Below are 22,373 nucleotides of genomic sequence, written 5' to 3'. Positions count from 1 at the left end.
CCGGGCTGTTATCGAGGCAGCCTGCGCACATGCAGTCGGATATCCGCATCGACGGTCGTTTCTTCGCCTACGTCTTCCCCTGTGCGTGGGAAGACTACGCGAAGATCGGTTTCTCACGTGATCCGCTCGGACGCATCAGCGCATTGCACCGGCGTTGGTTCGAGTTCTTCGACCTCGACGCCGGTGCACTGGTGGAAGCGGAAAGCGAGCGCGATGCGCGAGACCTGGAGCTGCAGCTGCGTTCGCCGTTCAAGGCGCACCGCGCGCCGGCGCCGATGACGGTCCAGGACAAGGCTGGAGGCCGCACCGAATGGGTACGTGGTGCCAACCAGGCCTTGTCGCGTGCAATTATCGCGTTGGGCGAACAAGGCTATCGCTGCTATCCACTGAAGGCGTGGCTGCGGGCCGCCCTGCGCCTGCGCATGGACCGGCTGCACGACTGGGCTGCGGTGCAACTTCCGGAGGAGGAAGGCCTGCGGCTGCCCAGTGGCCCCGGCGAGCGCGCGCTGCGTGACACCCTCGACGGTTGTCGGGCATTGGATATCGATCCGATCCCGTGGCTGCCTGAACACGTCCAACGCTGGTACGCAGGGTGAGGAGCGTTCAACGGGTTCTCGGCGGCTGAACAGGCGCAGCCGGTTGCTGCGCGCACTGCGGGGCAGGTGTGGGAGGGCTGGCCAGCTGGCGTGCCAGCTCGGTGCTGGCCACGTGGCCCTGCAGGAACAACAAGCCGCCGAAGATGTTCATGAGCGTGCCTCCACTTGAGTGGATTGCACGATACGGGCAGCATGGGCGGGGAAAAAGCGACATTTCCGCAAGCATGCCTTGAGAGGAATTCAAGCCTGATGTCCCGCCCACCGCTCCATGCCCTGCAGGGCTTCGTGGCCGCCGCCCGGCTCGGCAACCTGTCGCGCGCGGCGGCGTCGATGAACCTGACCGTCAGCGCGCTCAGCCATCAGATGCGGCAGCTGGAAGAACGGCTCGGGCAGCCGCTGCTGATCCGCCAGCCGCGTGGTGTCACCCTCACCCTGGAGGGCCAGCGCCTGCTCGACCAGGTGGGTCCGCATCTGGATGCGATCAACGAAGCCTTCCAGCCCTATGCCGCACGTGCCGAGCACGTGCTGACGATCAGCGCGGTACCGTCGATGGCCTCGGCCTGGCTGGTGCCGCGCCTGGGTCACTTCGTGGCAGAGCACCCACAGATCGAGATCAACCTGCAGTCGAGTGAACGCCTGATTGATTTCGAGCGGCAGCGCCAGTTCGACGCCGCGCTGCGGCTGGGCAGCGGGCAATGGCCAGGCTTGGTGGTGGAGCCGCTGTTCGACGAATGGCTGCTGCCAATGGCGAGCCCGGCGCTGATCGAACGCATGGGAGGCGTCGACCGTGTGCCGTTGACCCAGTGGCCGCTGCTGGGTGATCCGGACGGGGCATGGGGCGCCTGGTTCGCGTTGAGCGGGCAGAGCCCGCCGTCGCGCTTCGTGGCGGTGCTGGATGATTCGGAGGCGCACCATCGCGCCGCTCTGGATGGCGTGGGCGTGGCCCTCGGGCGGGTGACGCGGGCGCGGCTGCTGCTGGATTCGGGCCAGTTGGTCGCGCTGTCCAGCCAGCGCCTGAAGACCGACTGGCCACATTGGCTGGTGTACCCGCAGCGCTCGGCCAGCCATCGTGGCTTCCTCGCGTTCCGCGACTGGCTGCATGCGCAGGCCGCCGAGCACGTGCGGCACATGGCAGACGCGCATCTGTAGCGTGGCGCGGTGCTCGATCTCGCATCTGTAGCGTCGAGCCATGCTCGACTGGTCTTTCGAAGAAGCAGTCGAGCATGGCTCGACGCTACAGTCACCGCACCAGCGTGACTGCCTGCCCGGCACGGGCGAACGCTTCGCCCAGCAAGGGACCGGTCTTGATCGCTTCCACCTCGTCGAACAGCGTCTGCAGTGCCTCGGCCGGGCGCGACGCTGGCGCCGCCACCGCCTGCTGGATCGCGGTGAAACGGTCGGCCAGCACGCGATGGCCGGGATGCGCCTGTGCCCAGGCCACCAGCGGCTGGCGCACGCCGGCGGCGGCATCCAGACGCTGCTGATCGAACAGGGTGATGGCCGCCGCCGAGGTCTCCGCCCGCTCGATCGTGGCGTTGCGCAGTTCACGGCTCAGGAACAGGTCATAGGCCGCGCCACGCCCCACCGCGATGCGCAGCCCTTCGCGGTCGAGGTCGGCCACCTGCTGCGCAGGGCTGTCCTCGCGAACCAGATAGGTGCCTTCGATCTCCACGTACGGGGCACTGAAGGCGATGCGGTCGGTGCGTGCCGGATCGATGGCCAGGAAAGCCAGGTCCCAGCCGTCTTCGCCCGCTGCGGCGACCACCGAGGCTGCGGCATCGTGGCAGGTGAAGCGTGCCTGCACCCCCATCCGTTGCGCCAATGCGGTAGCCAGTTCCAGCGAGGGGCCGCGCGGTGAGCGCGCATCGCCCTGTGCCAGCACCGGGTTGCCCAGGTTGATCGCCACGCGCAGGAAACCGTGCGGTGCCAGCGTACTTCGATGGTCGGCCAAGGACATGCAGGACTCCACGGGGCAGGGGAGTCCCAGCATGCCAAACAACGGTGTCCGCGTAGCGTGGACTCAGCCGTGCGCGGCGAAAGTGCCGTGGAAGCCCAGTGGTACCGCATACGGCAGCCAGGCCTGTGCCAGCGGGCCGTCATCCACATGGCGCGCATCCAGCACCGCCAGGCCGCTGCGCTTGTTCACCGGGTCGAGCAGGGTGCCGACCAGCCAGCCGTCATCGGCGTTGCGACTGCCCGGCCGCGGCACGAACACATGTTCCTCGGCCATGATGTCCGGCCCGTAGTGCCACAGCTGGCGACGCCCACGCTCGATATCGAATGCAGCCACTGCGTTGAAGTACGGCGCCGTGGCCGGGCCATCGATGGTCGGCGCGTAGAGGCGCGCCCCCCGGGTGTTGGCCGAACGCGGATCGAACAGCGGGAACTCCACCGCGCTGATGTCCAGGGTTTCCCAGCGTGCCTGTCCGCGGCGCAGGTCCAGGTGCAACTCGACCAGGCTGGCGCCACTGTTCGCCGCGTGCGCGCCGTCCCCGGCCATCGCTTCCTTCATCGGCGAGCGCGCTTCGCTGATGTCGTCGTGGCGCACCGCGCGCAGCACGATGCCGCCGTCGCGGGTGAAGGCATCGCCGAAGTGATAGATCGCCGCGAACGGTGCATCGAACCATTGCGCCTTGTCCGGCGCATCCTTGGCCACCACCGCGATGCGTGACGGGCGCTGCGACGCGAACTGCATGCGCTCGAAGAAGCTGCCGCCGGTGCCGTTGAAGTCGAACGGCATCAGCACGAACACAAGGTGCTGTTCGGTCATCGCAAAGGCATGCAGGTAGCCATGTTCCGGCGTTTCAATCACATTGGCACTGCGCAGCTGGCCGTCCCTGCCGATGTGCCAGACCAGCAGGCCGTGGCCTCCCATCAGGCTGATCGACCCGAAGTTCCACACGCTGCCATCGCGGTCCGGCAGCGGATGCGCGGAGAACGGTAGCGCGGCCAGATCCGGGCGCCAGGTGACCGGCCCGAGGGTCTGCAGCGAATCGGGGTCCACTTCGAACGCCGAGCCGGACTCGCACAGCGCGAACAGCCGGCCATTGATCATCGTCACCGAGGTGTTGGCCACGTTGGCGTCATCGTTGTTGCGTACCGCCAGGGCACCGGGGACGCTTGTGCCGGCCGCCGGGTATTGGAAGCGGCCGGCCTTCTGTTCACGGCTGAACTTCGGCGTGGCCACCATGCGGCCGTGGTGGGTCAGGCTGCCATCGCCGTTGAAGCGCCAGCCATGCACCATGCCGTCGCCGTCGAACCAGTGGTCGTAGCGGAAGCCATCGCGCTCGGTCCAGGCCGGGCCATTGCGGTACAGCGTTCCGGCGAGGCCGGCCGGCAGCCGGCCCTGCAGCTGCACGGTGGCCGGGCCGAGGCTCTCGCTGGTGACGCCGCGCCAGCCCAGCAGCCACGGGTGCTCCTGCAGGCCCTGCGCGAAACGGGCCGGGTCACCGGCGAAGGCGGGCGCGCTGCGCAGTGCGGTGGCGCCCAGAGCCAGGCAGGCGCTGCTGCTGAGCAGGGTATGGAGGAAGCGGCGACGGTCCATGATGGCCTCGGGTCTGGATGCAGGAATCAGCGCAGGGTGATGTCGATGGCAGCGCCGGCAGCCGGCACGTCGACGCGTGCCTCGTCGAAGGTCGGCTTGCGCATCACCTGCGGGTTGTTGCTGAAGCCATAGCCTTCCACCGGCATGCCGACCAGGTTGGTGTCGAGCTTGCCGTTGTCGTTCTCGTCGTGGGTGAGCAGTACGGCATAACTGCCGGCCGGCAGGTTCTTGAATGTGAAGTGGACGCTGTCGCCGCTGGGCGTCGCCTGCTGCGCCTGCACCGGCTTGGCCTTGCCGTCCCAGGCGGCAGCGCTGTCGACCAGTGCAACGCGCAGGGTGCCGGTCTGCACGCGGACATCGTGTACGGTCACTGCCAGATCGGCAGCGTGGGCACCACTGGCCAGGGCCAGGGCAGTCAGGGCGGTGCTGAGCAGGGCGGTGCGGATCATGGCGGTGGCTCCGGAGGTGGGTGGTGTGTTGCGGTGTGGAGCCAGTCTGCGCGGGGCGCGTTGGTGGGTTCAGGGCCAGTGGTCATCGATCCGACGTGCCAGAAGTCACTTTCTGCGTTGGACCCATTGCCGGTTGCTGCCGCGGCCGTCAGCATCAGGTCATGCCCAGCCTGTTCCGCCACCTGTTGCGTCCCCTCAGCCTCGCCGGCCTGGTCACCGTGCTGGTGGTGGGCCTGTCATTCGGCGTGCAGGGCGCCGGTGCCGGCCTCAGCCAGGCGTCGCTTGGCGCGTTCCTGCTGCTGTTCGTGGTGCACGGATGGGCGGCAATGCCGATCCGCGTGCGTGCACTGGCTGCGGCGCTGCAGGCCGTGCTGGCGATCACACTGGTTGCCCTGCAGCCGCGCACCGGAACCGCGCCGGTACTGCTGGTGGTGCTGGTGGCGCAGCTGGCCGAGCATTGGCCACCGCGCTTCGTGCTGGGTGTTGCACTGCTGGCCAACCTCGCCATGTATCTCGTGCTGCGCCACAGTGGTTTCACCCAGCCGTTGCTGGTGGTGCTGCTGTATGGCGGGTTCCAGGCATTTGCCGCACTGACCGCACACTACGCGCGCAGCACTGCGTTGGCCCGCGATGACCTGGCCCGCGTCAATGCCGATCTTCTGGCGACACGTGCACTGCTGGCCGACAGTGCACGCGATGCCGAGCGCCTGCGCCTGGCCCGCGAACTGCACGATGTGGCCGGGCACAAGCTCACCGCGATGCGCTTGAACCTGCGCGCCCTTGCGGCCGACCCTGTGCTGGCCGGGCGCGAAGGACTGGTGCTGGCCGAGCAGCTGTCCGGCGAGTTGCTGGCCGACATCCGCCAGGTGGTGCAATCGATGCGCGATGATCGCGGCCTCGATCTGGCTACTGCGCTGCACGCGCTGGCCGCGCCGTTTCCGCGCCCGAAGCTGCAGCTGCAGATCGGCGAGAGCGTGCGCGTGGCCGACCCGCTGATGGCAGAGACTGTGCTGCGCCTGGTACAGGAAGCGCTGACCAATGCCGCCCGGCATGGCAACGCAGACACCGTATGGCTGACGATCAACGAAGAGGATTCCCGGTTGCGTATCGACATCCGTGATGACGGCCAGTGCGCCGAGCGCATCCGAGAGGGCAACGGCATCGCCGGCATGCGTGAGCGCCTGGCCGCAGTGCGCGGCCAGCTGGAACTGGCCCGCACCGCGCAGGGTGGCATGCACCTGACCGCGTGGGTGCCAGCATGAGCGGCGGCGCGATCCGTGTTGCCCTGGCCGACGACCAGGCGCTGGTCCGTGCCGGCCTGCGCGCGCTGTTGCAGGGGCTGGGCGTGGAGGTGGTGCTGGAGGCCGAAGACGGCCAGGCGCTGCTGGATGCGCTGGCCACCCAGCCGGTGGACGTGGTGCTCAGTGACATCCGCATGCCCGGGATGGACGGCATCGAAGCGCTGCGCCAGCTGCGCGCACGCGGTGACGCCACCCCGCTGCTGCTGCTGACCACCTTCGACGAAAGCGATCTGCTGCTGCGCGCCAGCGAGGCGGGAGCGCAGGGATTCCTGCTCAAGGACGCAGCACCGGCCGACCTTCGCGAGGCGATCGAGCGCGTTGCCACCGGTGAGACCCTGCTGCTGCCGGTCAGCACCGAGCCGGTACGCGCCCGCTACCGCTTCCATGATGAAGCGCCGCCCACCGATACCTTCGGTGAGCGTGAAGTAGCGATCTTGCGCCTGCTGGCCGGTGGCTACAGCAACAAGGAGATCGCGCGCAGCCTGTTCCTGGCCGAGGGCACGGTGAAGAACTATGTCTCGGCGATCCTCGACAAGCTCGGCACCCGTGACCGCACCCGCGCGGTGCTGAAGGCGATTACCCTGCGCATCATCTGAGTTGCCGGCACCAGGAAAAGGCATGAACTCGATCCTGCACGTTGAGATCCCCGCCAGTGACCTGGCCCGTGCCATTGCGTTCTACCAGCAATGGCTGCGGGTGGACGTGGATGCGCCGATCCTGCTGCATGACTGCCAGATGGCGTACCTGCCGTTTTCGGATGACGCGGAGGGTGCCAGCATGGCGCTGGTGCAAGGTGCGGACTACAGGCCCTCCGAGCAGGGCGCGCGCATCTACATCGGCGTGGATGACCTGGATGCCAGCCTCGCGCGCGCGCTGCAGGCAGGTGCCGAACTGCGCTTCGGCCCGGCCGATGCCGGCGATTGGCGAGTGGCCGAGATCCGCGACAGTGAAGGCAACCGCATCGCGCTGCAGGCCCGGGCAGTTCTGTAGAGCCGAGCCCACGCTCGGCTGCTGTTGGCCCAGCCGCCCAAGCTCAGCCGAGCATGGGCTCGGCTCTACAAGATCGAGGCACGCGAGCGCTGCAGCCAGTCGTGGGTCGTCGGGCAGTTGCATGCCGAAACGCTGCTGCAGCACCTCGCGCACATCGCCGACATCGTGCAGCGGACGCTTGTCCGGCGCCTGCCCGGGGCGGTACTCGGTGTAGTTTCCGCTGCCGATGGTGCGGCGCCAGTCGGGCCAGGTCAGCGACGCGCGCAGCTGGCAAGGCAACCGCATCGCGCTGCAGGCCCGCGCAGTTCTGTAGAGCCGAGCCCACGCTCGGCTGCTGTTGGCCCAGGCGCCCAAGCTCAGCCGAGCATGGGCTCGGCTCTACAAGATCGAGGCACGCGAGCGCTGCAGCCAGTCGTTGATCGCCGGGTCCAGTCGTGGATCGTCGGGCAGTTGCATGCCGAAACGCTGCTGCAGCACCTCGCGCACATCGCCGACATCGTGCAGCGGGCGCTTGTCCGGCGCCTGCCCGGGGCGGTACTCGGTGTAGTTGCCGCTGCCGATGGTGCGGCGCCAGTCGGGCCCGGTCAGCGACGCGCGCAGCTGGCCCGGAAAGCTGGAATCGGGGTGGGTGCACACGTACCAGTTGCCCACCACGTTGTCGATCGGTGCCGGTGCCTGCAGATCGAAGCGGTACATCGCCCGCCAGCCGTCGCTGGATTCGGCTGACAGCACGAAGTCGCCCTGCTCGGGCAGGCGCTGCAGCAGATAGCGCTCGTGCGGCGTGGCCTGCGGCTGCGCATCGTGCAGGCGCAGCGGCACGGTCGGGGTCAGGCTGCCGAAACCGGCGTCCACCAGCCAATCATCGCCGTCCACCTGCACGCGCAGCAGCAGGTGGGTCCGTGCAGTCAGCTCGCCGTCCTGTGCGGCCAGCAGTACGCGCGCACTCAGCGGCTGCGCATCGAAGCCCAGTGCCTGCAGCAGGGCCAGCAGGCCGCCGTTGAGTTCGAAGCAGTAGCCACCCCGACGCTCGTCGAGCAGCTTGCGCTGCACGCTGTCCAGGTCGATCGGTACCGCGTCGCGCAGCAGGCAGCTGAGCGTCTCGAATGGCAGCAGCGCGTTGTGGCGCTGCTGCAGCAGGGTCAGTCCGGCCAGCGTCAGCGGTGGCGGCGCATCCAGCTGCAGGCGTTGCAGGTAGCGGGGGACATCGAGCGTCGTCATGGCGGCACCGGTCGGGGGAGGGAGGTCCACTGTGCTCCCCCAACCGGGGTTGAGGTCAAGCGCGCCGGCGATGTCATCCCCCCGTCGCCTGTGCCCGGTACAAAGGCCGCGTCCGTCAGCGATCGGCGTGGGCGAACGAAAAAAATCCTAAAGTTCTGTCAGATCCAGCCGATACAGGTGCGTCCTTCCGCCTGGAGTCTGTCATGTCGGCCGTTGTCCCCCACCTCAGGTCCCTGCGCGCGCGCCTTGGCACGTTGCGCTCGGCGTCCCCCGGCCTGCTGCGCTGGCTGCAGCCGCATCGGCTCAGCGTGGCCAACAAACTCAAGGCGACCCTGTGGGTCTGTGGGCTTGGCCTGGTCGCGATCGCTGCCGTGTACGCCTGGACCGGCCACGCCAGCGCACAGGCTGCACGCAGCCAGGCCAGCTACCAGCGCGGCAGCGATCTGGCTGCGAGCCTGGCCACGCGGGTGGCCGAAGCGCGCCGCCTGCAGACCCAGTATGCACGCAGTTTCGATGATGCCGACCGCAACCAGTTGCTGGTGACCCAGAAAGCCCTGCAGGCCGATCTGCAGGCGCTGCGTGCGATGCCGATGGATGCCGGCCGGCGCAAGGCCCTGCAGGCGCTGACCGAGGCCGCTGACGCGTTCTCGCAGGGTGTGGTAGCGCTGTTCGAACGTGTCGATGAAATGGGTCGCGGCGACGCTGGCCTTGCCGCGCAGCTGCAGCAGGCGGCCGATGCCCTGCAGACCCAGGTGGACGCCCAGCAGCGACCGTCGCTGGCGCTGTCCCTGCAGAAGATGCGCCGTCAGGAGGCGCTGTTGCTGCTCGATGGGGATTCCACGCATGCTGATCGTGCGAGCGAAGAAAAACTGCCATTCGATCTGGCGCTGGCCGGTCTGCCTACCGATGTGCAGGACGCCCTGCGCAGCGGAATGGAGGGCTACCAGATCGCGTTGCTGGGCTACACCGCCGCGCGTGTCGGGCTGGATGTGGAGGCACAGTCACTGCTGGAAACCGCCGCTGGCGTGGCACCGGCGCTGGCCGCATTCCAGCAGGCACAGGTCGCGGCGCTGGCCAGTGCACAGGCACGCCAGCAAGCCGGCGCACGCGCCATGAGCGTGCTGTTCGCACTCACGCTGCTGCTGGTTGCCGGTGTATTGATCACCAGCCTGGTGCTGGTCCTGCGCGCGGTGCGCCAGCCGATCCAGGACACCCTGCGTTTCGCCAGCGACATCGCTGACGACCGCCTGGACACCACCCTGCGCGTCTACAACGCCAACGACGAGATCGGCCAGCTGGCCCAGCGCCTGGTCGACATGCAGCAACGCCTGCGTGCGCGCATCGAGACCGAGCGGGCGGTGGCGCGCGGCAACACCCGCGTGCGCCAGGCGTTGGACAGCGCGCAGACCGGCCTGATGGTGATCGATGCGGAAGGGCAGGTCGCCTACGCCAACCCGGCACTGCTGCTGCAGCTCGAGCGCCGCATCGAAGAGCTGGTGGGCAGCGACGCGGTGCGCCTGCATCCAGCGCTGGGCAGCCTGGCCAGCGTGCGCCAGCGCGAGGAGCGCGAGATCGGCCATGCAGGGGTGCGCTACCAGCTGATTGCCAACGCCATCATCGACGAAGGCCAGTTCCTTGGCGTGGCGGTGGAATGGCGCAGCCGTGCGCTGGAAACCCTGTTGGAAACCGAAGTGGCCGCGCTGGTCGACGCCGCCGCTCACGGTGACCTGCATGGGCGCATCGCGCTGGAGGGCAAGCAGGGCTTCGTGCGCACGCTGTCGACCAGCATCAATCGCCTGCTGGCGACCTTTGAAACCAATCTCGGCGACCTGCAGGCACTGCTTGCCGCGCTCGCCCGCGGTGACCTCAGCGTGCGCATGGAGGGTGAACTGCAGGGGGTGTTCGCGCGCATGCGCGACGATGCCAATGCCACCGTCGCTCAGCTCGGCCGCATCGTCACCCGCATCCAGCACGCCACCTCCAGCCTCGACACCGGTGTTGGCGAGATCGTTGCCGGTCATCACGACCTCTCGCAGCGCACCGAACAACAAGCGGCCAACCTGGAAGAAACGGCCGCATCGATGCATGAGCTGACCGACACCGTTGGCCGCAATGCAGATGCCGCAGGGCGTGCCGACGCGCTGGTCAAGGGTGCCGCAGCGGTGGCACAGCGCGGCGGTGAGGCGGTGGGCCAGGTGGTGGCGACCATGCAGGGCATCAGCGAGGCGTCGCGCCGGATCGGTGATATCACCCAGCTGATTGATGGCATCGCTTTCCAGACCAACATCCTTGCGCTCAATGCGGCCGTGGAGGCGGCACGTGCGGGCGAGCAGGGCCGCAGCTTTGCCGTGGTGGCGGCAGAAGTACGCCTGCTGGCCCAGCGCAGTGCCGATGCGGCGAAGCAGATCAAGGGATTGATCGAGGATTCGGTGGCGCGGGTCGGGCAAGGCAACCAGCAGGCCGAGCAGGCGGGCACCACCATGGGCGAGATCGTTGGCAGCGTGCAGCAGCTGGCCGAGCTGCTGGCCGGTATCCGCAGTGCATCGCAGGACCAGCATGCCGGCATCGCGCAGGTGAACCAGACCATCGTGCAGATGGAAGCCAGCACCCAGCGCAACGCCAGCCTGGTGGAAGAAGCCGGTGCCTCCACCGCGCAGATGCAGGCGCAGGTACACGCGCTGGCCGAAGCGGTGGGCGCGTTCCGGCTGCAGCCGGAACAGCGGGCGGCACGCGCGGCGGCCTAGGCGGTGCTGTGGGCCGGAGGGGAATCAGCCGAGCGCAGGCTCGGCTCTACATCATCGGGCTCGGGAAACACTGTAGAGCCGAGCCCATGCCCGGCTCACGCCAATGCGCGGTGGCAGGAATCAATACACGTCGCGACGGTAGCGCCCGCTCTCCAGCAGTGTTTCCACCGCCTCATCACCGAGCGCTTCACGCAGCACCTGGTCCACGCCTTCGGCCATGCCCTGCAGCGAACCGCACACGTGGATGACGGCACCACGCTGCATCCAGTCGCGCAGGGCATCGGCCGCCACGCGCAGGCGATCCTGTACGTAGCCGCCGTCGCCATCGCGCGAGAACGCCAGGTCCACCCGCGCAAGATGACCGTTGGCCTGCCAGGCCTCGATCTCGTCGGCGAACAGGAAATCGTGCGCACGCTGGCGTTCACCAAACAGCAGCCAGTGCCCGTGTTCTCCCGCATGGGCGGCTTCGCGCAGCAGGCTGCGCAGGCCGGCGATGCCGGTGCCGTTGCCGATCAATACCATGGGTGCACCGGTCACGCGATGGAAACCCGGATTGCGGTGCACGCGGGAGGCGATGCTGGCGCCTATCGGCGCATGCACTGACAGCCAGCCCGAGCCCAGGCCGGTGCGTCCGGCTTCGTCATGGACCAGCCGTACCACCAGCTCGACCGCACCGTCATCCGTACAGGACGCGATGGAGTACTCCCGCCCCGGCAGCAGTGACAGCCCTGCCAGCCACAGGCACGCATCCTGCACCGCCAGCGCAGCATCGGCATCGGGCAGCGCGCGCTCGCTGGCCAGCGCCAGCAGCGTGCGCGGCTGGCCGTCGATCAGCAGCGGCTCCAGGGGATCCAGCCCATGTGCCTTCAGTACCGCACCGGCGTGCTGTGCGTTGTGGCGGGGCGCGATATGCAGGATGTCGCCCGCCTGCCACTGCACCTCGGCCGGCGCAGCAAGACGGATGCGCCAGATCGCACCGCCGATGCTGCCTGGATTGAGGCGGTCGCGGCCGAGCAGGCGCCACTCGTGCATCTGCGTGGCGGCCGGCAGCACGCTGTCATCGGTGGCGATGCCGGTCAGCGCGCCCAGCTGTTGCTGCCACTGGCGCAGCGCCGGTACCGCAGCGGCATCGACATCGATGCGCCCGAACAGCGCACGTGCACCGTTGCCCAGCAGCCAGCCATCGAATTGGCGGCCAAAGCCGCAGTAATGCGGGTACTGGCGGTCACCGAGGGCGAGCAGGCCGAACTGCAGGCCCGACAGATCGGGCGCTTGTGCCAGCAGCCGTCGCGCAGCGCCCCGCGCCGCATCCGGAGGTTCGCCATCGCCAAAGGTGCTCAGCACGAACAAGGCCTGCGCAGTGCGCGCGAGCTGCGTGGCATCGACCCGGGCCAATGGCAGTACCTGCACAGCATGGCCAGCGGCCTGCAGCTGCGCGGCAGCACGCCAGGCCAGCTGTTCGCCCAGCCCGCTCTGGCTGGCATGCACGACCAGCCAAGGTGCGCGGCCATCATCGGCGGCGGCAACCGGAAGCGACTGGCGCAGCCCGCGTGCGGCACGCTGGCTGCGGCGACGGTCCAGGTACAGCATCCAGCCAGTGATGAAGAACAGGCTCATGCCCAGGCTGCTGAGCATCACCACCACGCGCCCGGGTATGCCGAAGTAGCTGCCCGAGTGCAACGCGAACACGCTGGTGGCCAGCTGGCCGCCGGTGCCCTGGCGCGCGTAGGGGCGCGAATCGAGGATTGCCCCGCTGGCCGGATCCAGTTGCAGCAGATCATGTGCACGGTCATGGTGGCCGCCGCGCTGAGACGGATCACCGGCCATCACCCGCACGTTGAGTACCTGGCCGGGCTTTTCCGGCAGGCGCAGGTCGATGAAGCCGGTGCGCACGCCGGGCAACGCATACAAGGTGGTTTCCACGCGGCGCAGGTCCAGCGTCGTGTCGGTGGCGACCTTGTGCTTGGCCGCCGGCGCGACGCCCAGCAGGGTGTTGGCGGCGCTGCGGTACCAATCGAACGACCACCACAGGCCGGTCAGCGCACTCATCAGGTAGATCAACAGCACCCAGGTGCCGACCACCGAGTGAAGGCTCCACAGGAACCCGCGGCCGCTGCGCTTCCACTCCACCGCCAACCAGCTGCGCCAGTGCCACCAGCGCCGCGGCCAGCGCAGATAGAGGCCGGACAGGGTGAAGAACAGCAGGGCGATGGCACAGCTGCCGGTGATCCATTTGCCGCGCTCGCCCGCAGCGAGGTGGCGATGCAGGTCTTCGACGAAATCGAAGAAGGCCTGCCCGCGCAGCGCGCTGAAGCGTTCGCCGCTGTACGGGTCGAAGTACACCCAGTGCTCTTTGCCGCCAGCGAACCGTGCGACTGACGGTCGCTGTCCGGTGGCATCGATGCGCAGGCGTTGCAGTGGTCGCTCGCTGCCGGCCTGCAGCAGCGGCACCAGTTCAGTGAGCGCCAGCGGATGCTGGCCTTCGGAATGGTGTTCGGCGATTTCGGCGAAGCCGGGGTTGGCGGCACGCAGCAGTTCGTCCTCGAAGGACAGCACGGCGCCGCTGAGGCCCATCACGGCCAGGACGGCACCGGCAGTGATGCCCAGCAGCCAGTGCAGTTGGAACAGGACGTTCTTGAACATCGGAGGAGGAGGGCCCGGAAGGCTGCCGCCCGCATCCTGCGCAACAGCAAATGAGAATTAGTCGCGTAATTCTCCGGGGCGCCCTGCCTGCGGTCAAGCAGGGGGTATCGGCCGGGCGGCGCCCGGCACCCGCTTCAGGCCAGGGCAACAGCAACAGCAACAGCAACAGCGTGCATTCCGTGGGATGGCAGGGTGGGTCCGGTGGCGGGGGACGCCGTAAACCCGTCCTTGGGGGCTTGGCCGCGGCATCCATGCCGCGGACACCCCCGCCACCGGACCCACCCCGCCTTCGACAGATCTCCGCGATCTGTAGATCCACGCTATGCGTGGATGCTCTTCGTTCAATTGTCGGAATATTCGATTTCGATGGAGATCCATCCACGCATGGCGTGGATCTACCGTGTCGACCAAGGTCGACATCTACCAACAGCCATCGGAATCTGTAAGAGGTGGGGCGGTGTCGGAGTGCGGGGTGTCAGCCGCATGGATGCGGCTGCCAAGCTTACAGGGACGTACTTGCAGCGTCCCCGCACTCCGACATCGCCCCGCCATCCCACGGAAAGCCCGCTGTAGCTGTTGCTTCGGCTGTTGCTCTGGCCTGAAGCGGGTGCAGGGTGCAACCCTGCCGAACCCTCACTTCACCCAGCGTTCGATTTCGCCGTGAGCGAACGGTCCCAGCTTCGCCTTGACCATCCGCCCCTGCGCATCGAACAGCACGCTGTAGGGCAGCAGGCCCTGCGCGTTGCCCAGCTGCACGCTGGCATCGCGCGGGCCCGGTGTCTCGATCACGATCGGGTAATCCACCGGCACCTGCCGCAGGAAACGGCGCACGTCTTCCGGGGTATCCAGTGCCAGGCCCAGCACCTGCACACCGTCGTCGCCCTGCACCTGGGCGAAGCGGGCAAGTTCCGGCATCTCTTCCACGCAGGGGGCGCACCAGCTGGCCCAGACGTTGATCAGCAGTGGGCGGCCGGCGAAGCGCTGGTGCAGGTCCAGGGGGCGGCCTTCAAGATCGGGCAGCGACAATGCGGGCAGGCTGTCGCCAACCTGCAGGACCGGCGTCGCAGGCGCGACGGCGGGCGCCGCCGGCATGGCCCCAGGCATCACCGGCGCCGGTGCCAATCGATGGCCGGCCCACAGGCCAAGGCCGGCGGCCAGCACCGCTGTCCACAGCAGCGCTGGCCGTTGCCACTTCATCGTGCGGTGCGCAGCAGCGCTTCCTCGACCACGGCCTGGGTCAGCAGCGTCGGCAGCACGGTCGGCGGTGCACCGGGGCCGTACACCACGTACAGCGGCACGCCGACGGCTTTGTGTTCTTCCAGGAACGTGGTGATCTGCGGATCGACGTTGGTGTAGTCACCGCGCATGTACACCGCGTTGGTGCGCTTGAGCAGGTCCTTGAACTCCGGGCGCGACAGCACGGCGCGCTCGTTGGCCTTGCAGCTCACGCACCAGTCGGCGGTCATGTTGACGAACACCACGCGGTTGTCGGCGCGCAGGCGGTCCAGCAGCTGCGGCGAGTACTCCACCACGTTGTCGCTGGCCGCCTGTGCGGCGCGTGCCGGCGGTGCCAGCTGGGTCACGCCCCAGGCCGGTACCAATGCACCGATCGCCAGCAGCACACCGAGCAGGGTCACTGCACGCGAGCCGGTCCAGCGGTTGCGCTCGAACAGCCACAGGCCGAAGGCGAACAGCAGCAGGCCACCCAGCACCAGCGCCATGCCGTCCACGCCGCGCTGCTTGCCCAGCACCCACAGCAGCCACAGCGCGGTGGCATACATCGGGAAGGCCAGCACGTGCTTGAGCGTTTCCATCCACGGGCCCGGCTTGGGCAGGCGGCGCGCCAGCGCCGGCACGAAGCCGATCAGCAGGAACGGCAGCGCCAGGCCCAGGCCGAGGAACAGGAACACGGTCATCGCCTTCAGCGGCGGCGCAATGAACGCGTAGGCGATCGCGCCACCCATGAACGGGCCGACGCAGGCACTGCCGACCACGCAGGCCAGCGCACCGGTGAAGAAGTCGCCGGCCGGGCCGCTGCGGCTGGCCAGGGACTGGCCAAGGTTGCCGATGCCACCGCCGAGGGTGAACACACCGGACAGGCTCAGCCCCACCGCGAACATGATGTAGGCCAGTGCCGCCACCACGCCCGGATGCTGCAGCTGGAAGCCGATGCCGACGGCGTTGCCGATCGCGCGCAGGCCGACCATCAAGGCGCCGATCACCGCGAAGGCGACCAGCACGCCCAGCGTGTACCAGAGCGCGTGGCTGCGCGCGCGCTGCGGGCTCTCGCCGCTCTGCGCCAGGCTCAGCACCTTCAGCGACAGGATCGGCAGCACGCACGGCATCAGGTTCAATACCAAGCCACCGGCCAAGGCCAACAACAGCACCCAGACGAACGAGCGGTCCGGGTTCGGCGTGGTCGCCGGCGGACGCGTGCGCAGTGCGTTGTCACCCTGCGCATCGGCGGCGAATTCATTGCCGGAGGCAACGTCACCCGCAGTGGCCGACGCCGCTTCGGTGTTGGGCACGGTCGGCAGCAGGCGCAGTGGGGCGCCATTGGCAGCTTCGCGCGGTGCACCGACGGCACCGGGCAGCGGGTTGATCACCTCGTTGCGCGGCGGTGTCTGGTCGGCGTTGGCGCTGACCTTGCCGGCGGGGATCGACAGCTTCACCCGGCGGGTCATCGGCGGGTAGCAGATGCCATCGGTCTGGCAGCCCTGGAAGGTCACCACCAGGGTGCTGTCGACCGCGTCGGCAACGGAGCGGCGCAGCGGCAGCGGTACTTCCACCTGGTTGAAGTAGACCGATACATTGCCGAAGTGTTCATCACGATGCGACTGCGCAGCCGGCCAGCGCGGCGTGCCGGCCTGCGCGCCGGTGCTGCCTTCCAGCTTCAGCGAGGTGCGGTCGCGATACAGGTAGTAGCCCGGCGCCGGGCTGAAGCGCAGCAGCAGGGTGTTGCCGTCGCTGGCGATGGCATCGAAGCCGAACGCCTGCTCGGACGGAAGCGGCAGCGCCTGGCTGTTGCTGGCGGCACCCGGCAGGCGCAGCCCGCCGCTGTTGCCGGCACCTGCCAGCGGATTGTTGAACGGGCTGGCGGCACCGGCACGCGCGGCAGGGGCCGCGGCCTGTGCACCGGCACCGGGCAGGCTGACCTGTACCACGCGCTTCTGCGGCGGGTAGCAGACACCGGCGTCGGCACAGCCCTGGTAGCGTACTTCCAGGCTGATGGTGCCTGCGGCATCGGTCGGCGTGCCGGGCAGGGTAGCCTGCAGGCGTTCGCGATAGGTTTCGACTTCGCCGAAGAAATCGTCGTGGTGCTTGTCGCCCTTGGGCATCTGCAGCGCGCCGGCATTGAACGCCGGATCGGCCTTGACGCTGGTGCGGTGGCGATACAGGTAGTAGCCGGGTGCGATCTTGAACTGCAGTTGCACCTGGCCGCGCTCGGGGGCGGTGGCGGTCAGCGCGAACGCCTGGTCCACCGGCAGCAGGTCCTTCTCATCCAGCGCGAACGCTGGCAGCGAGAGCCACAACAGGGCGCACAGGGCGGCGCCACGCGCAAACAGAGTCTTCAATCAGTGTCCTCCCGGGTCTGTGCCCGGATCCAATCCAGATACGCCGGCAGGCCGGCCCGGGTTTCGACCGCGATGCACTCCGGGAGTTCATACGGATGCAGTTCGACGATCCGGGCAATCGCGTCATCGACGCGGCTTCCGGTGGTCTTCACCAGCAGCTGCAGCTCGGCGTCGGTGGTCACCTCGCCCTGCCAGCGGTAGGTCGACTGTGCGCCATCGAGGCGGGTCACGCACGCGGCCAGGCGCTCGCCGACCAGCGCGTGCGCGATGCGCTCGGCACTGACCCGGTCCGGGCAGGTGGTCAACAGCAGCAGGACGGGATCGACGGTCGACATGGCCGTCGAGTATAGGGCCGCCGCCGGGTCAGGGCCCGGCGGCGGCAGTGGACCGCTGCGTTGCGCGGTCAGTTGGCCAGCTGGCAGGTCGCCGGCTTGGCCGAGGTGAACAGGCCCGGGGTCGCCCACTCGGGGTGGTCGATGAACGGGTTGCGGTTGCCCTGGAAGCTGTAGATCACGTCATTGCGCGCACGTTCGGCATCATCCGGCGGGTCGGACAGGTGCCAGTCGATCAGCGTGGACAGCAGGCCCATGTAGGCCGGCGAACTGCTGGTCTTGACGATCTTGCTGCGGTCGTCGGTCAGCTCCAGGTCCGGCTCGGACTGGCCGGTGGCCGCATCCTTGCCGCCCTCGTAGCGGATGGCCATGTACATCACCGCACGCGCCATGTCGCCCTTGCGCTTGCCCCACACCTCGAACGTGCCGGTGTTGCCGTCCGGCGTGCGCACCCAGTTGGAATTGCCCGGATAGCCACCGCTGCCGCCGCCCTGGCCGTTGTTGGCCTCGGTGGCACGCTCGCCGCAGCCGGCATCGCACTTGGCGTACGGCTTGTTGCCACGGTCGGCGTTCCACTGTGCATCGGTCAGGTACAGCATGTGGGTGTCGGTGTACGGCGCGTACGGCAGGCCCTTGTCACCGGTGGTGCTGGCAAAGCCCAGCGAGTTCGGCCAGGTGTGTTCGCGGTTGTACTTCAGGCCACTGCCGCTGCCGGCGCGATCGGTCACCTTGGCGTAGCTGCGGTTGCGATACGCGTCGAGGATGCGGTTCGGGTTGTTCGGGTCCTCGTCGGCAATCTCCAGGATGGTCCAGGTGCTGGTGCCCGAGCCGCTGTACGGGTAGGCGGTGTGGCCCTTGATGGTGGCGTGCAGCGAGCAGCGCAGCTGGCTCGGGCTGGAGGTGTTCACCTTGGAGTAGTAGCCGGCCGGCACGCCCGGGTTGCCCGGGTCCGGATTGCCGCCGGTGCTGGCCACGGTGAACGCGATGCGGCTGTCGGCGGCCGGGTGCGCGCCCTGCAGGTCGGTGATGCGCGCGGCGCGGATATCGAAGCGGCAGGCCTCACCGGCCACCAGCGCGGTGTTGGTGGACAGCTTCACGCTGCGGCCGCTGGCCGGGAAGGTCAGCGGCACGCTGCCGGAGGTGCCGCAGCTCAGCGCGAAGGCGCCACTGGCCAGGTTCACCGTCTCGCTGAACACCACTTCCAGATCGGCCGCGGCCGGGAAGGTGCTGCTGCCCTGTGCCGGGGTGGTGGTGGACACCGACGGTGGTGTGTTCGGGCCCGGGGTGCCGCCGCCGCTGAAGGTCTGGCCGTTGTTGCAGCTGCCGAAGGTCTGCCTGGCCGACTCGGCCCAGGTGAAGTGCGCGTACTGGCTGCCGCTGCCGGTCAGCTGCAGCGAGGTGCCCGGGGCCGTGCTGTTGGTCTCGGCCACCGGAATGTTCTGGCTGGTCATGCCGGCGGCAGGGCCACCGGAGGCGGTGATGGCGCCCTCGTAGCTGAGGAACTGGACCACCTTGCCGCTGGCATCGACCAGGGCGATGCCATCGTTCGGGCCGTTCTGGATGCCGTTGGTCGGGTAGTTGACCACGGCGATGGTCGCGCTGCCGCAGCCTGCGGCGGTGCCGGCCGGGACCGGGTTGTTGGCGTAGACCGCGGCAGCCGAAGGATTGCTGCCGTTGTAGAGGTAAAGCCGATAGCCGGAGAGGTCCTCTCCGGCGGTGGCGACGACCTCGATCGCTTCGCCGACGTCACCGGCGGCGGTGCTGTCGTCGTAGTGCAGTTCGTTGATGAAGACCTCGGCCTGGGCCGGCGCGGCGGCCAGCGCCAGCAGGCAGGCGGCGGCAAGCGGGGACAGCAATCGCATCGACAACTCCTTGTGATTGGGAATGCGCGGCCGAGCCTAAGGCCGATCCAGTGACACTTTGTCGTAAATGAACGTCAGATATCTGACAGTGGGACATTGGTCACCAAATGTCACCCGTTCCCCCCTTGGCTTGCGGCACTGCATCCCTATACAGGCGTCCACGCAGGGAAGGAGGTTTCCGGGCCCGGAGAAAAATTTCGGGATCGGCCCTTGAAAGGCCTGTGGAGGTCTCCATCTCTGTCGTGCTCCCGACTTGTCGGGCTTTTTCACGCGCGTTGCTGGCACTCGCCCGGTGCGACTGCTAACATCGCCAGACTTTTTCAGACCAATCAATAACTTAAGAGGTCTCTCATGAGCATCAAGCCGCTGCACGACCGCGTTGTGGTCAAGCCGATCGAAGCCGACGAAATCTCCGCCGGTGGCATCGTCATTCCGGATTCGGCCAAGGAAAAGTCCACCAAGGGTGAAGTCGTGGCCGTCGGCCCGGGCAAGCCGCTGGACAACGGCAGCGTGCGTGCGCCGTCGCTGAAGGTTGGCGACAAGGTCATCTACGGCCAGTACGCCGGCAGCTCGTACAAGAGCGAAGGCGTCGAGTACAAGGTCCTGCGTGAAGACGACGTGCTCGCCATCATCGGCTGAGCCTCGGCGCGACCTGCTTTTCTGTAAGACATCCCTTTTCGTCGCCGGGCCCGGCCCGGTGCAAACATCGAGGTAATCGCAATGGCTGCCAAGGATATTCGTTTCGGTGAAGACGCCCGTTCGCGCATGGTGCGCGGCGTCAACGTTCTCGCCAATGCCGTCAAGGCCACCCTGGGCCCGAAGGGCCGCAACGTCGTGCTGGAAAAGAGCTTCGGCGCCCCGACCATCACCAAGGACGGCGTCTCCGTCGCCAAGGAAATCGAACTGGCTGACAAGTTCGAGAACATGGGCGCGCAGATGGTGAAGGAAGTCGCTTCCCGCACCAACGACGACGCAGGCGACGGCACCACCACCGCCACCGTGCTGGCCCAGGCCCTGATCCGCGAAGGCGCCAAGGCTGTGGCCGCCGGCATGAACCCGATGGACCTCAAGCGCGGTATCGACAAGGCCGTCGTGGCCGCCGTCACCGAGCTGAAGAACATCTCCAAGCCGACCGCCGACGACAAGGCGATTGCCCAGGTCGGCACCATCTCGGCCAACTCGGACGAGTCGATCGGCCAGATCATCGCCGACGCGATGAAGGAAGTCGGCAAGGAAGGCGTGATCACCGTTGAAGAAGGCTCGGGCCTGGACAACGAGCTGGACGTGGTCAAGGGCATGCAGTTCGACCGCGGCTACCTGTCCCCGTACTTCATCAACAACCAGCAGTCGCAGACCGCTGACCTGGATGACCCGTTCATCCTGCTGCACGACAAGAAGATCTCCAACGTCCGTGACCTGCTGCCGGTGCTGGAAGGCGTCGCCAAGGCCGGCAAGCCGCTGCTGATCGTTGCCGAAGAAGTCGAAGGCGAAGCGCTGGCCACCCTGGTGGTCAACACCATCCGTGGCATCGTCAAGGTCGTGGCCGTCAAGGCACCGGGCTTCGGCGACCGTCGCAAGGCGATGCTGGAAGACATGGCCGTGCTGACCGGCGGCACCGTGATCTCCGAAGAAGTTGGCCTGTCGCTGGAAAAGGCCACCATCAAGGACCTGGGCCGCGCCAAGAAGGTGCAGGTTTCCAAGGAAAACACCACCATCATCGATGGCGTGGGTGACAAGGCTGCCGTCGACGCACGCGTCGGCCAGATCAAGACCCAGATCCAGGACACCTCCTCCGATTACGATCGCGAGAAGCTGCAGGAACGCGTGGCCAAGCTGGCCGGCGGCGTTGCCGTGATCAAGGTCGGTGCTTCGACCGAAATCGAAATGAAGGAAAAGAAGGATCGCGTCGACGACGCCCTGCACGCGACCCGTGCAGCCGTTGAAGAAGGCGTGGTCCCGGGCGGCGGCGTTGCCCTGGTCCGTGCGGTCACCGCACTGGCTGGCCTGAAGGGTGCCAACGAAGACCAGAACCACGGCATCCAGATCGCCCTGCGCGCGATGGAAGCTCCGCTGCGCGAAATCGTTGCCAACGCCGGTGAAGAGCCGTCGGTCATCATCAACAAGGTCAAGGAAGGCACCGGCAGCTTCGGCTACAACGCCGCCACCGGCGAGTTCGGCGACATGCTGCAGTTCGGCATCCTGGACCCGACCAAGGTGACCCGTTCGGCGCTGCAGAACGCTGCTTCGATCGCTGGCCTGATGATCACCACCGAAGCCATGGTTGCCGAAGCTCCGAAGAAGGACGAGCCGGCCATGGGTGGCGCCGGTGGCATGGGTGGCATGGGTGGCATGGGCGGCATGGACTTCTAAGGTCCACGCCCGCGTCGGACGTTGCCGGCCCTGGCCGGCGCGTCTCCCCGATGCAAAGGAAAACCCCGCCGCGAGGCGGGGTTTTTTGTTGCACGGTTGCCGCCATGGCGCCGCGTCGCTACGCTCGGCGACCATGCCTACCTCGTTCATCGTCGTCGACGACTTCCTCTCTCCGGCCGATGCGCACGGCCTGCGCCAGGCCGGCCTGGGCCTGACCTACCCGGCGCAGGAGGGTGCATTCCCCGGCCGCAATTCGCTCGAGCGGCTGGAGCTGGACGGCCTGTCCGAGGCCGCATCGCGGCTGGTCAACGAGCCGCTGCGGCCGGTCAATCCGCTGCAGTCGCACGGCAAGTTCCGGCTGACCCTGGCCAGCGATGTCGGTCGCGCCAAGGTGCACACCGATCATTCGCACTGGTCCGGCATCCTCTACCTCAGCGCTCCGGAGCACTGCGAAGGCGGTACCGAATTCTTCCGCCATCGCCGCACCAACACCGAGCGCATGGCGCTGAACGCCCACGAGCTGGCTGCGCTGGGCTACGCCAATGGCGGCGACATGCATCGCGACATCATCGAACGCGACAGCATTGACGACAGCCAGTGGGAGATGACCATGCGCATCCCGATGCGCTTCAACCGCCTGGTGCTGCTGCGCCCGTGGTTCTGGCATACCGCTGGCCCGGCCTTCGGCGACCGGCCGGAAAATGGGCGGCTGGTCTACCTGATGTTCTTCGAGCAGGCGCGGTAAGCAG

At 67.8% G+C, this 22,373-nt stretch carries 19 protein-coding genes and 1 pseudogene; 9 read left to right on the top strand and 11 right to left on the bottom strand.

From position 1 onward, the window contains the following. Nucleotides 1-29: 29 nt before the first annotated feature. Nucleotides 30-596 carry a GIY-YIG nuclease family protein gene (locus tag AASM09_RS20000; RefSeq protein WP_049428968.1) on the top strand — a complete coding sequence of 189 codons (567 nt, stop codon included), beginning with the start codon at nucleotides 30-32 and terminating at the stop codon, nucleotides 594-596. Between the two features lie 7 nt (nucleotides 597-603). Here the strand turns inward: AASM09_RS20000 and AASM09_RS19995 are convergent, their stop codons facing one another. Next, a complete protein-coding gene (locus AASM09_RS19995; RefSeq protein WP_180849023.1) occupies nucleotides 604-747 on the bottom strand; it encodes a hypothetical protein in 144 nt (47 codons plus the stop codon). A gap of 98 nt (nucleotides 748-845) precedes the next feature. Here AASM09_RS19995 and AASM09_RS19990 point away from each other — a divergent pair, with 98 nt between their 5' ends. Next, complete coding sequence (locus tag AASM09_RS19990; RefSeq protein ID WP_010481100.1) at nucleotides 846-1,745, top strand: LysR substrate-binding domain-containing protein; 900 nt, start codon at nucleotides 846-848, stop codon at nucleotides 1,743-1,745. 91 nt (nucleotides 1,746-1,836) lie between these two features. Here AASM09_RS19990 and AASM09_RS19985 read toward each other — a convergent pair whose 3' ends face one another. The 3 genes from AASM09_RS19985 to AASM09_RS19975 all read right to left on the bottom strand — a co-directional run bounded on the left by AASM09_RS19985 (nucleotide 1,837) and on the right by AASM09_RS19975 (nucleotide 4,589). Further along, entirely contained in the window at nucleotides 1,837-2,553 is a 717-nt protein-coding gene (locus AASM09_RS19985; protein ID WP_019338955.1) for an ABC transporter substrate-binding protein, read from the bottom strand. Between the two features lie 63 nt (nucleotides 2,554-2,616). After that, on the bottom strand, nucleotides 2,617-4,140 hold the full coding sequence (locus AASM09_RS19980; protein WP_049428967.1) for a carotenoid oxygenase family protein: 1,524 nt from the start codon (nucleotides 4,138-4,140) through the stop codon (nucleotides 2,617-2,619). Nucleotides 4,141-4,166: 26 nt separating this feature from the next. Further along, entirely contained in the window at nucleotides 4,167-4,589 is a 423-nt protein-coding gene (locus AASM09_RS19975) for a DUF2141 domain-containing protein (RefSeq protein WP_049428966.1), read from the bottom strand. A gap of 161 nt (nucleotides 4,590-4,750) precedes the next feature. Between AASM09_RS19975 and AASM09_RS19970 the strand changes: the two genes are divergently transcribed. Genes AASM09_RS19970 through AASM09_RS19960 form a run of 3 tightly spaced genes read left to right on the top strand, consistent with a single transcriptional unit; the run spans nucleotide 4,751 to nucleotide 6,880 of the window. Then, entirely contained in the window at nucleotides 4,751-5,851 is a 1,101-nt protein-coding gene (locus AASM09_RS19970) for a sensor histidine kinase (protein WP_049428965.1), read from the top strand. Beyond that, nucleotides 5,848-6,486 (top strand): response regulator transcription factor, encoded by a 639-nt coding sequence (locus tag AASM09_RS19965; RefSeq protein WP_049429006.1) that lies wholly within the window; start codon nucleotides 5,848-5,850, stop codon nucleotides 6,484-6,486. The genes AASM09_RS19970 and AASM09_RS19965 overlap by 4 nt, the downstream gene beginning before the upstream one ends. A gap of 22 nt (nucleotides 6,487-6,508) precedes the next feature. Continuing rightward, a complete protein-coding gene (locus AASM09_RS19960) occupies nucleotides 6,509-6,880 on the top strand; it encodes a VOC family protein (RefSeq protein ID WP_049428964.1) in 372 nt (123 codons plus the stop codon). 84 nt (nucleotides 6,881-6,964) lie between these two features. On the opposite strand, the pseudogene AASM09_RS22250 reads toward AASM09_RS19960, so the two are convergent. Together AASM09_RS22250 and AASM09_RS19955 are read right to left on the bottom strand one after the other, a co-directional pair. Further along, nucleotides 6,965-7,156 (bottom strand): annotated as a pseudogene (locus AASM09_RS22250) (arylamine N-acetyltransferase family protein); the annotation flags it as partial. Between the two features lie 102 nt (nucleotides 7,157-7,258). After that, complete coding sequence (locus AASM09_RS19955; RefSeq protein WP_100443705.1) at nucleotides 7,259-8,098, bottom strand: arylamine N-acetyltransferase family protein; 840 nt, start codon at nucleotides 8,096-8,098, stop codon at nucleotides 7,259-7,261. Nucleotides 8,099-8,301: 203 nt separating this feature from the next. Between AASM09_RS19955 and AASM09_RS19950 the strand changes: the two genes are divergently transcribed. Next, nucleotides 8,302-10,842, top strand: a complete 2,541-nt coding sequence (locus AASM09_RS19950; RefSeq protein WP_049428688.1) for a methyl-accepting chemotaxis protein — start codon at nucleotides 8,302-8,304, stop codon at nucleotides 10,840-10,842. Between the two features lie 120 nt (nucleotides 10,843-10,962). Here AASM09_RS19950 and AASM09_RS19945 read toward each other — a convergent pair whose 3' ends face one another. The 5 genes from AASM09_RS19945 to AASM09_RS19925 form a co-directional block, all read right to left on the bottom strand. Then, the gene (locus AASM09_RS19945; protein ID WP_100443704.1) at nucleotides 10,963-13,485 is read right to left on the bottom strand and encodes a PepSY domain-containing protein; all 2,523 of its coding nucleotides are present in this window, start codon (nucleotides 13,483-13,485) and stop codon (nucleotides 10,963-10,965) included. Nucleotides 13,486-14,118: 633 nt separating this feature from the next. Beyond that, nucleotides 14,119-14,682, bottom strand: a complete 564-nt coding sequence (locus tag AASM09_RS19940) for a TlpA family protein disulfide reductase (protein WP_049427132.1) — start codon at nucleotides 14,680-14,682, stop codon at nucleotides 14,119-14,121. Next, nucleotides 14,679-17,060 (bottom strand): protein-disulfide reductase DsbD family protein, encoded by a 2,382-nt coding sequence (locus AASM09_RS19935; RefSeq protein WP_049427130.1) that lies wholly within the window; start codon nucleotides 17,058-17,060, stop codon nucleotides 14,679-14,681. Before AASM09_RS19935 ends, AASM09_RS19940 begins: the two co-directional genes overlap by 4 nt. Further along, nucleotides 17,057-17,395: a divalent-cation tolerance protein CutA gene (cutA, locus tag AASM09_RS19930; protein ID WP_343368575.1), complete on the bottom strand. Its 339-nt coding sequence runs from the start codon at nucleotides 17,393-17,395 to the stop codon at nucleotides 17,057-17,059. Before cutA ends, AASM09_RS19935 begins: the two co-directional genes overlap by 4 nt. A gap of 68 nt (nucleotides 17,396-17,463) precedes the next feature. Next, on the bottom strand, nucleotides 17,464-19,254 hold the full coding sequence (locus AASM09_RS19925) for an endonuclease (protein ID WP_049427126.1): 1,791 nt from the start codon (nucleotides 19,252-19,254) through the stop codon (nucleotides 17,464-17,466). A 351-nt stretch (nucleotides 19,255-19,605) separates the two neighbouring features. Here AASM09_RS19925 and AASM09_RS19920 point away from each other — a divergent pair, with 351 nt between their 5' ends. The 3 genes from AASM09_RS19920 (at nucleotide 19,606) to AASM09_RS19910 (ending at nucleotide 22,369) form a co-directional block, all read left to right on the top strand. Beyond that, the gene (locus AASM09_RS19920; RefSeq protein ID WP_049427125.1) at nucleotides 19,606-19,893 is read left to right on the top strand and encodes a co-chaperone GroES; all 288 of its coding nucleotides are present in this window, start codon (nucleotides 19,606-19,608) and stop codon (nucleotides 19,891-19,893) included. An 81-nt stretch (nucleotides 19,894-19,974) separates the two neighbouring features. Further along, entirely contained in the window at nucleotides 19,975-21,624 is a 1,650-nt protein-coding gene (gene groL / locus AASM09_RS19915; RefSeq protein WP_100443702.1) for a chaperonin GroEL, read from the top strand. Nucleotides 21,625-21,757: 133 nt separating this feature from the next. Further along, a complete protein-coding gene (locus tag AASM09_RS19910) occupies nucleotides 21,758-22,369 on the top strand; it encodes a DUF6445 family protein (protein WP_049432082.1) in 612 nt (203 codons plus the stop codon). The last annotated feature ends 4 nt before the right edge of the window (nucleotides 22,370-22,373 follow it).

The sequence above is a fragment of the Stenotrophomonas maltophilia genome (genome assembly GCF_039555535.1).
Classification (GTDB): Bacteria; Pseudomonadota; Gammaproteobacteria; order Xanthomonadales; family Xanthomonadaceae; genus Stenotrophomonas; species Stenotrophomonas maltophilia_Q.
This window is presented reverse-complemented; position numbering and strand designations above follow the sequence as displayed.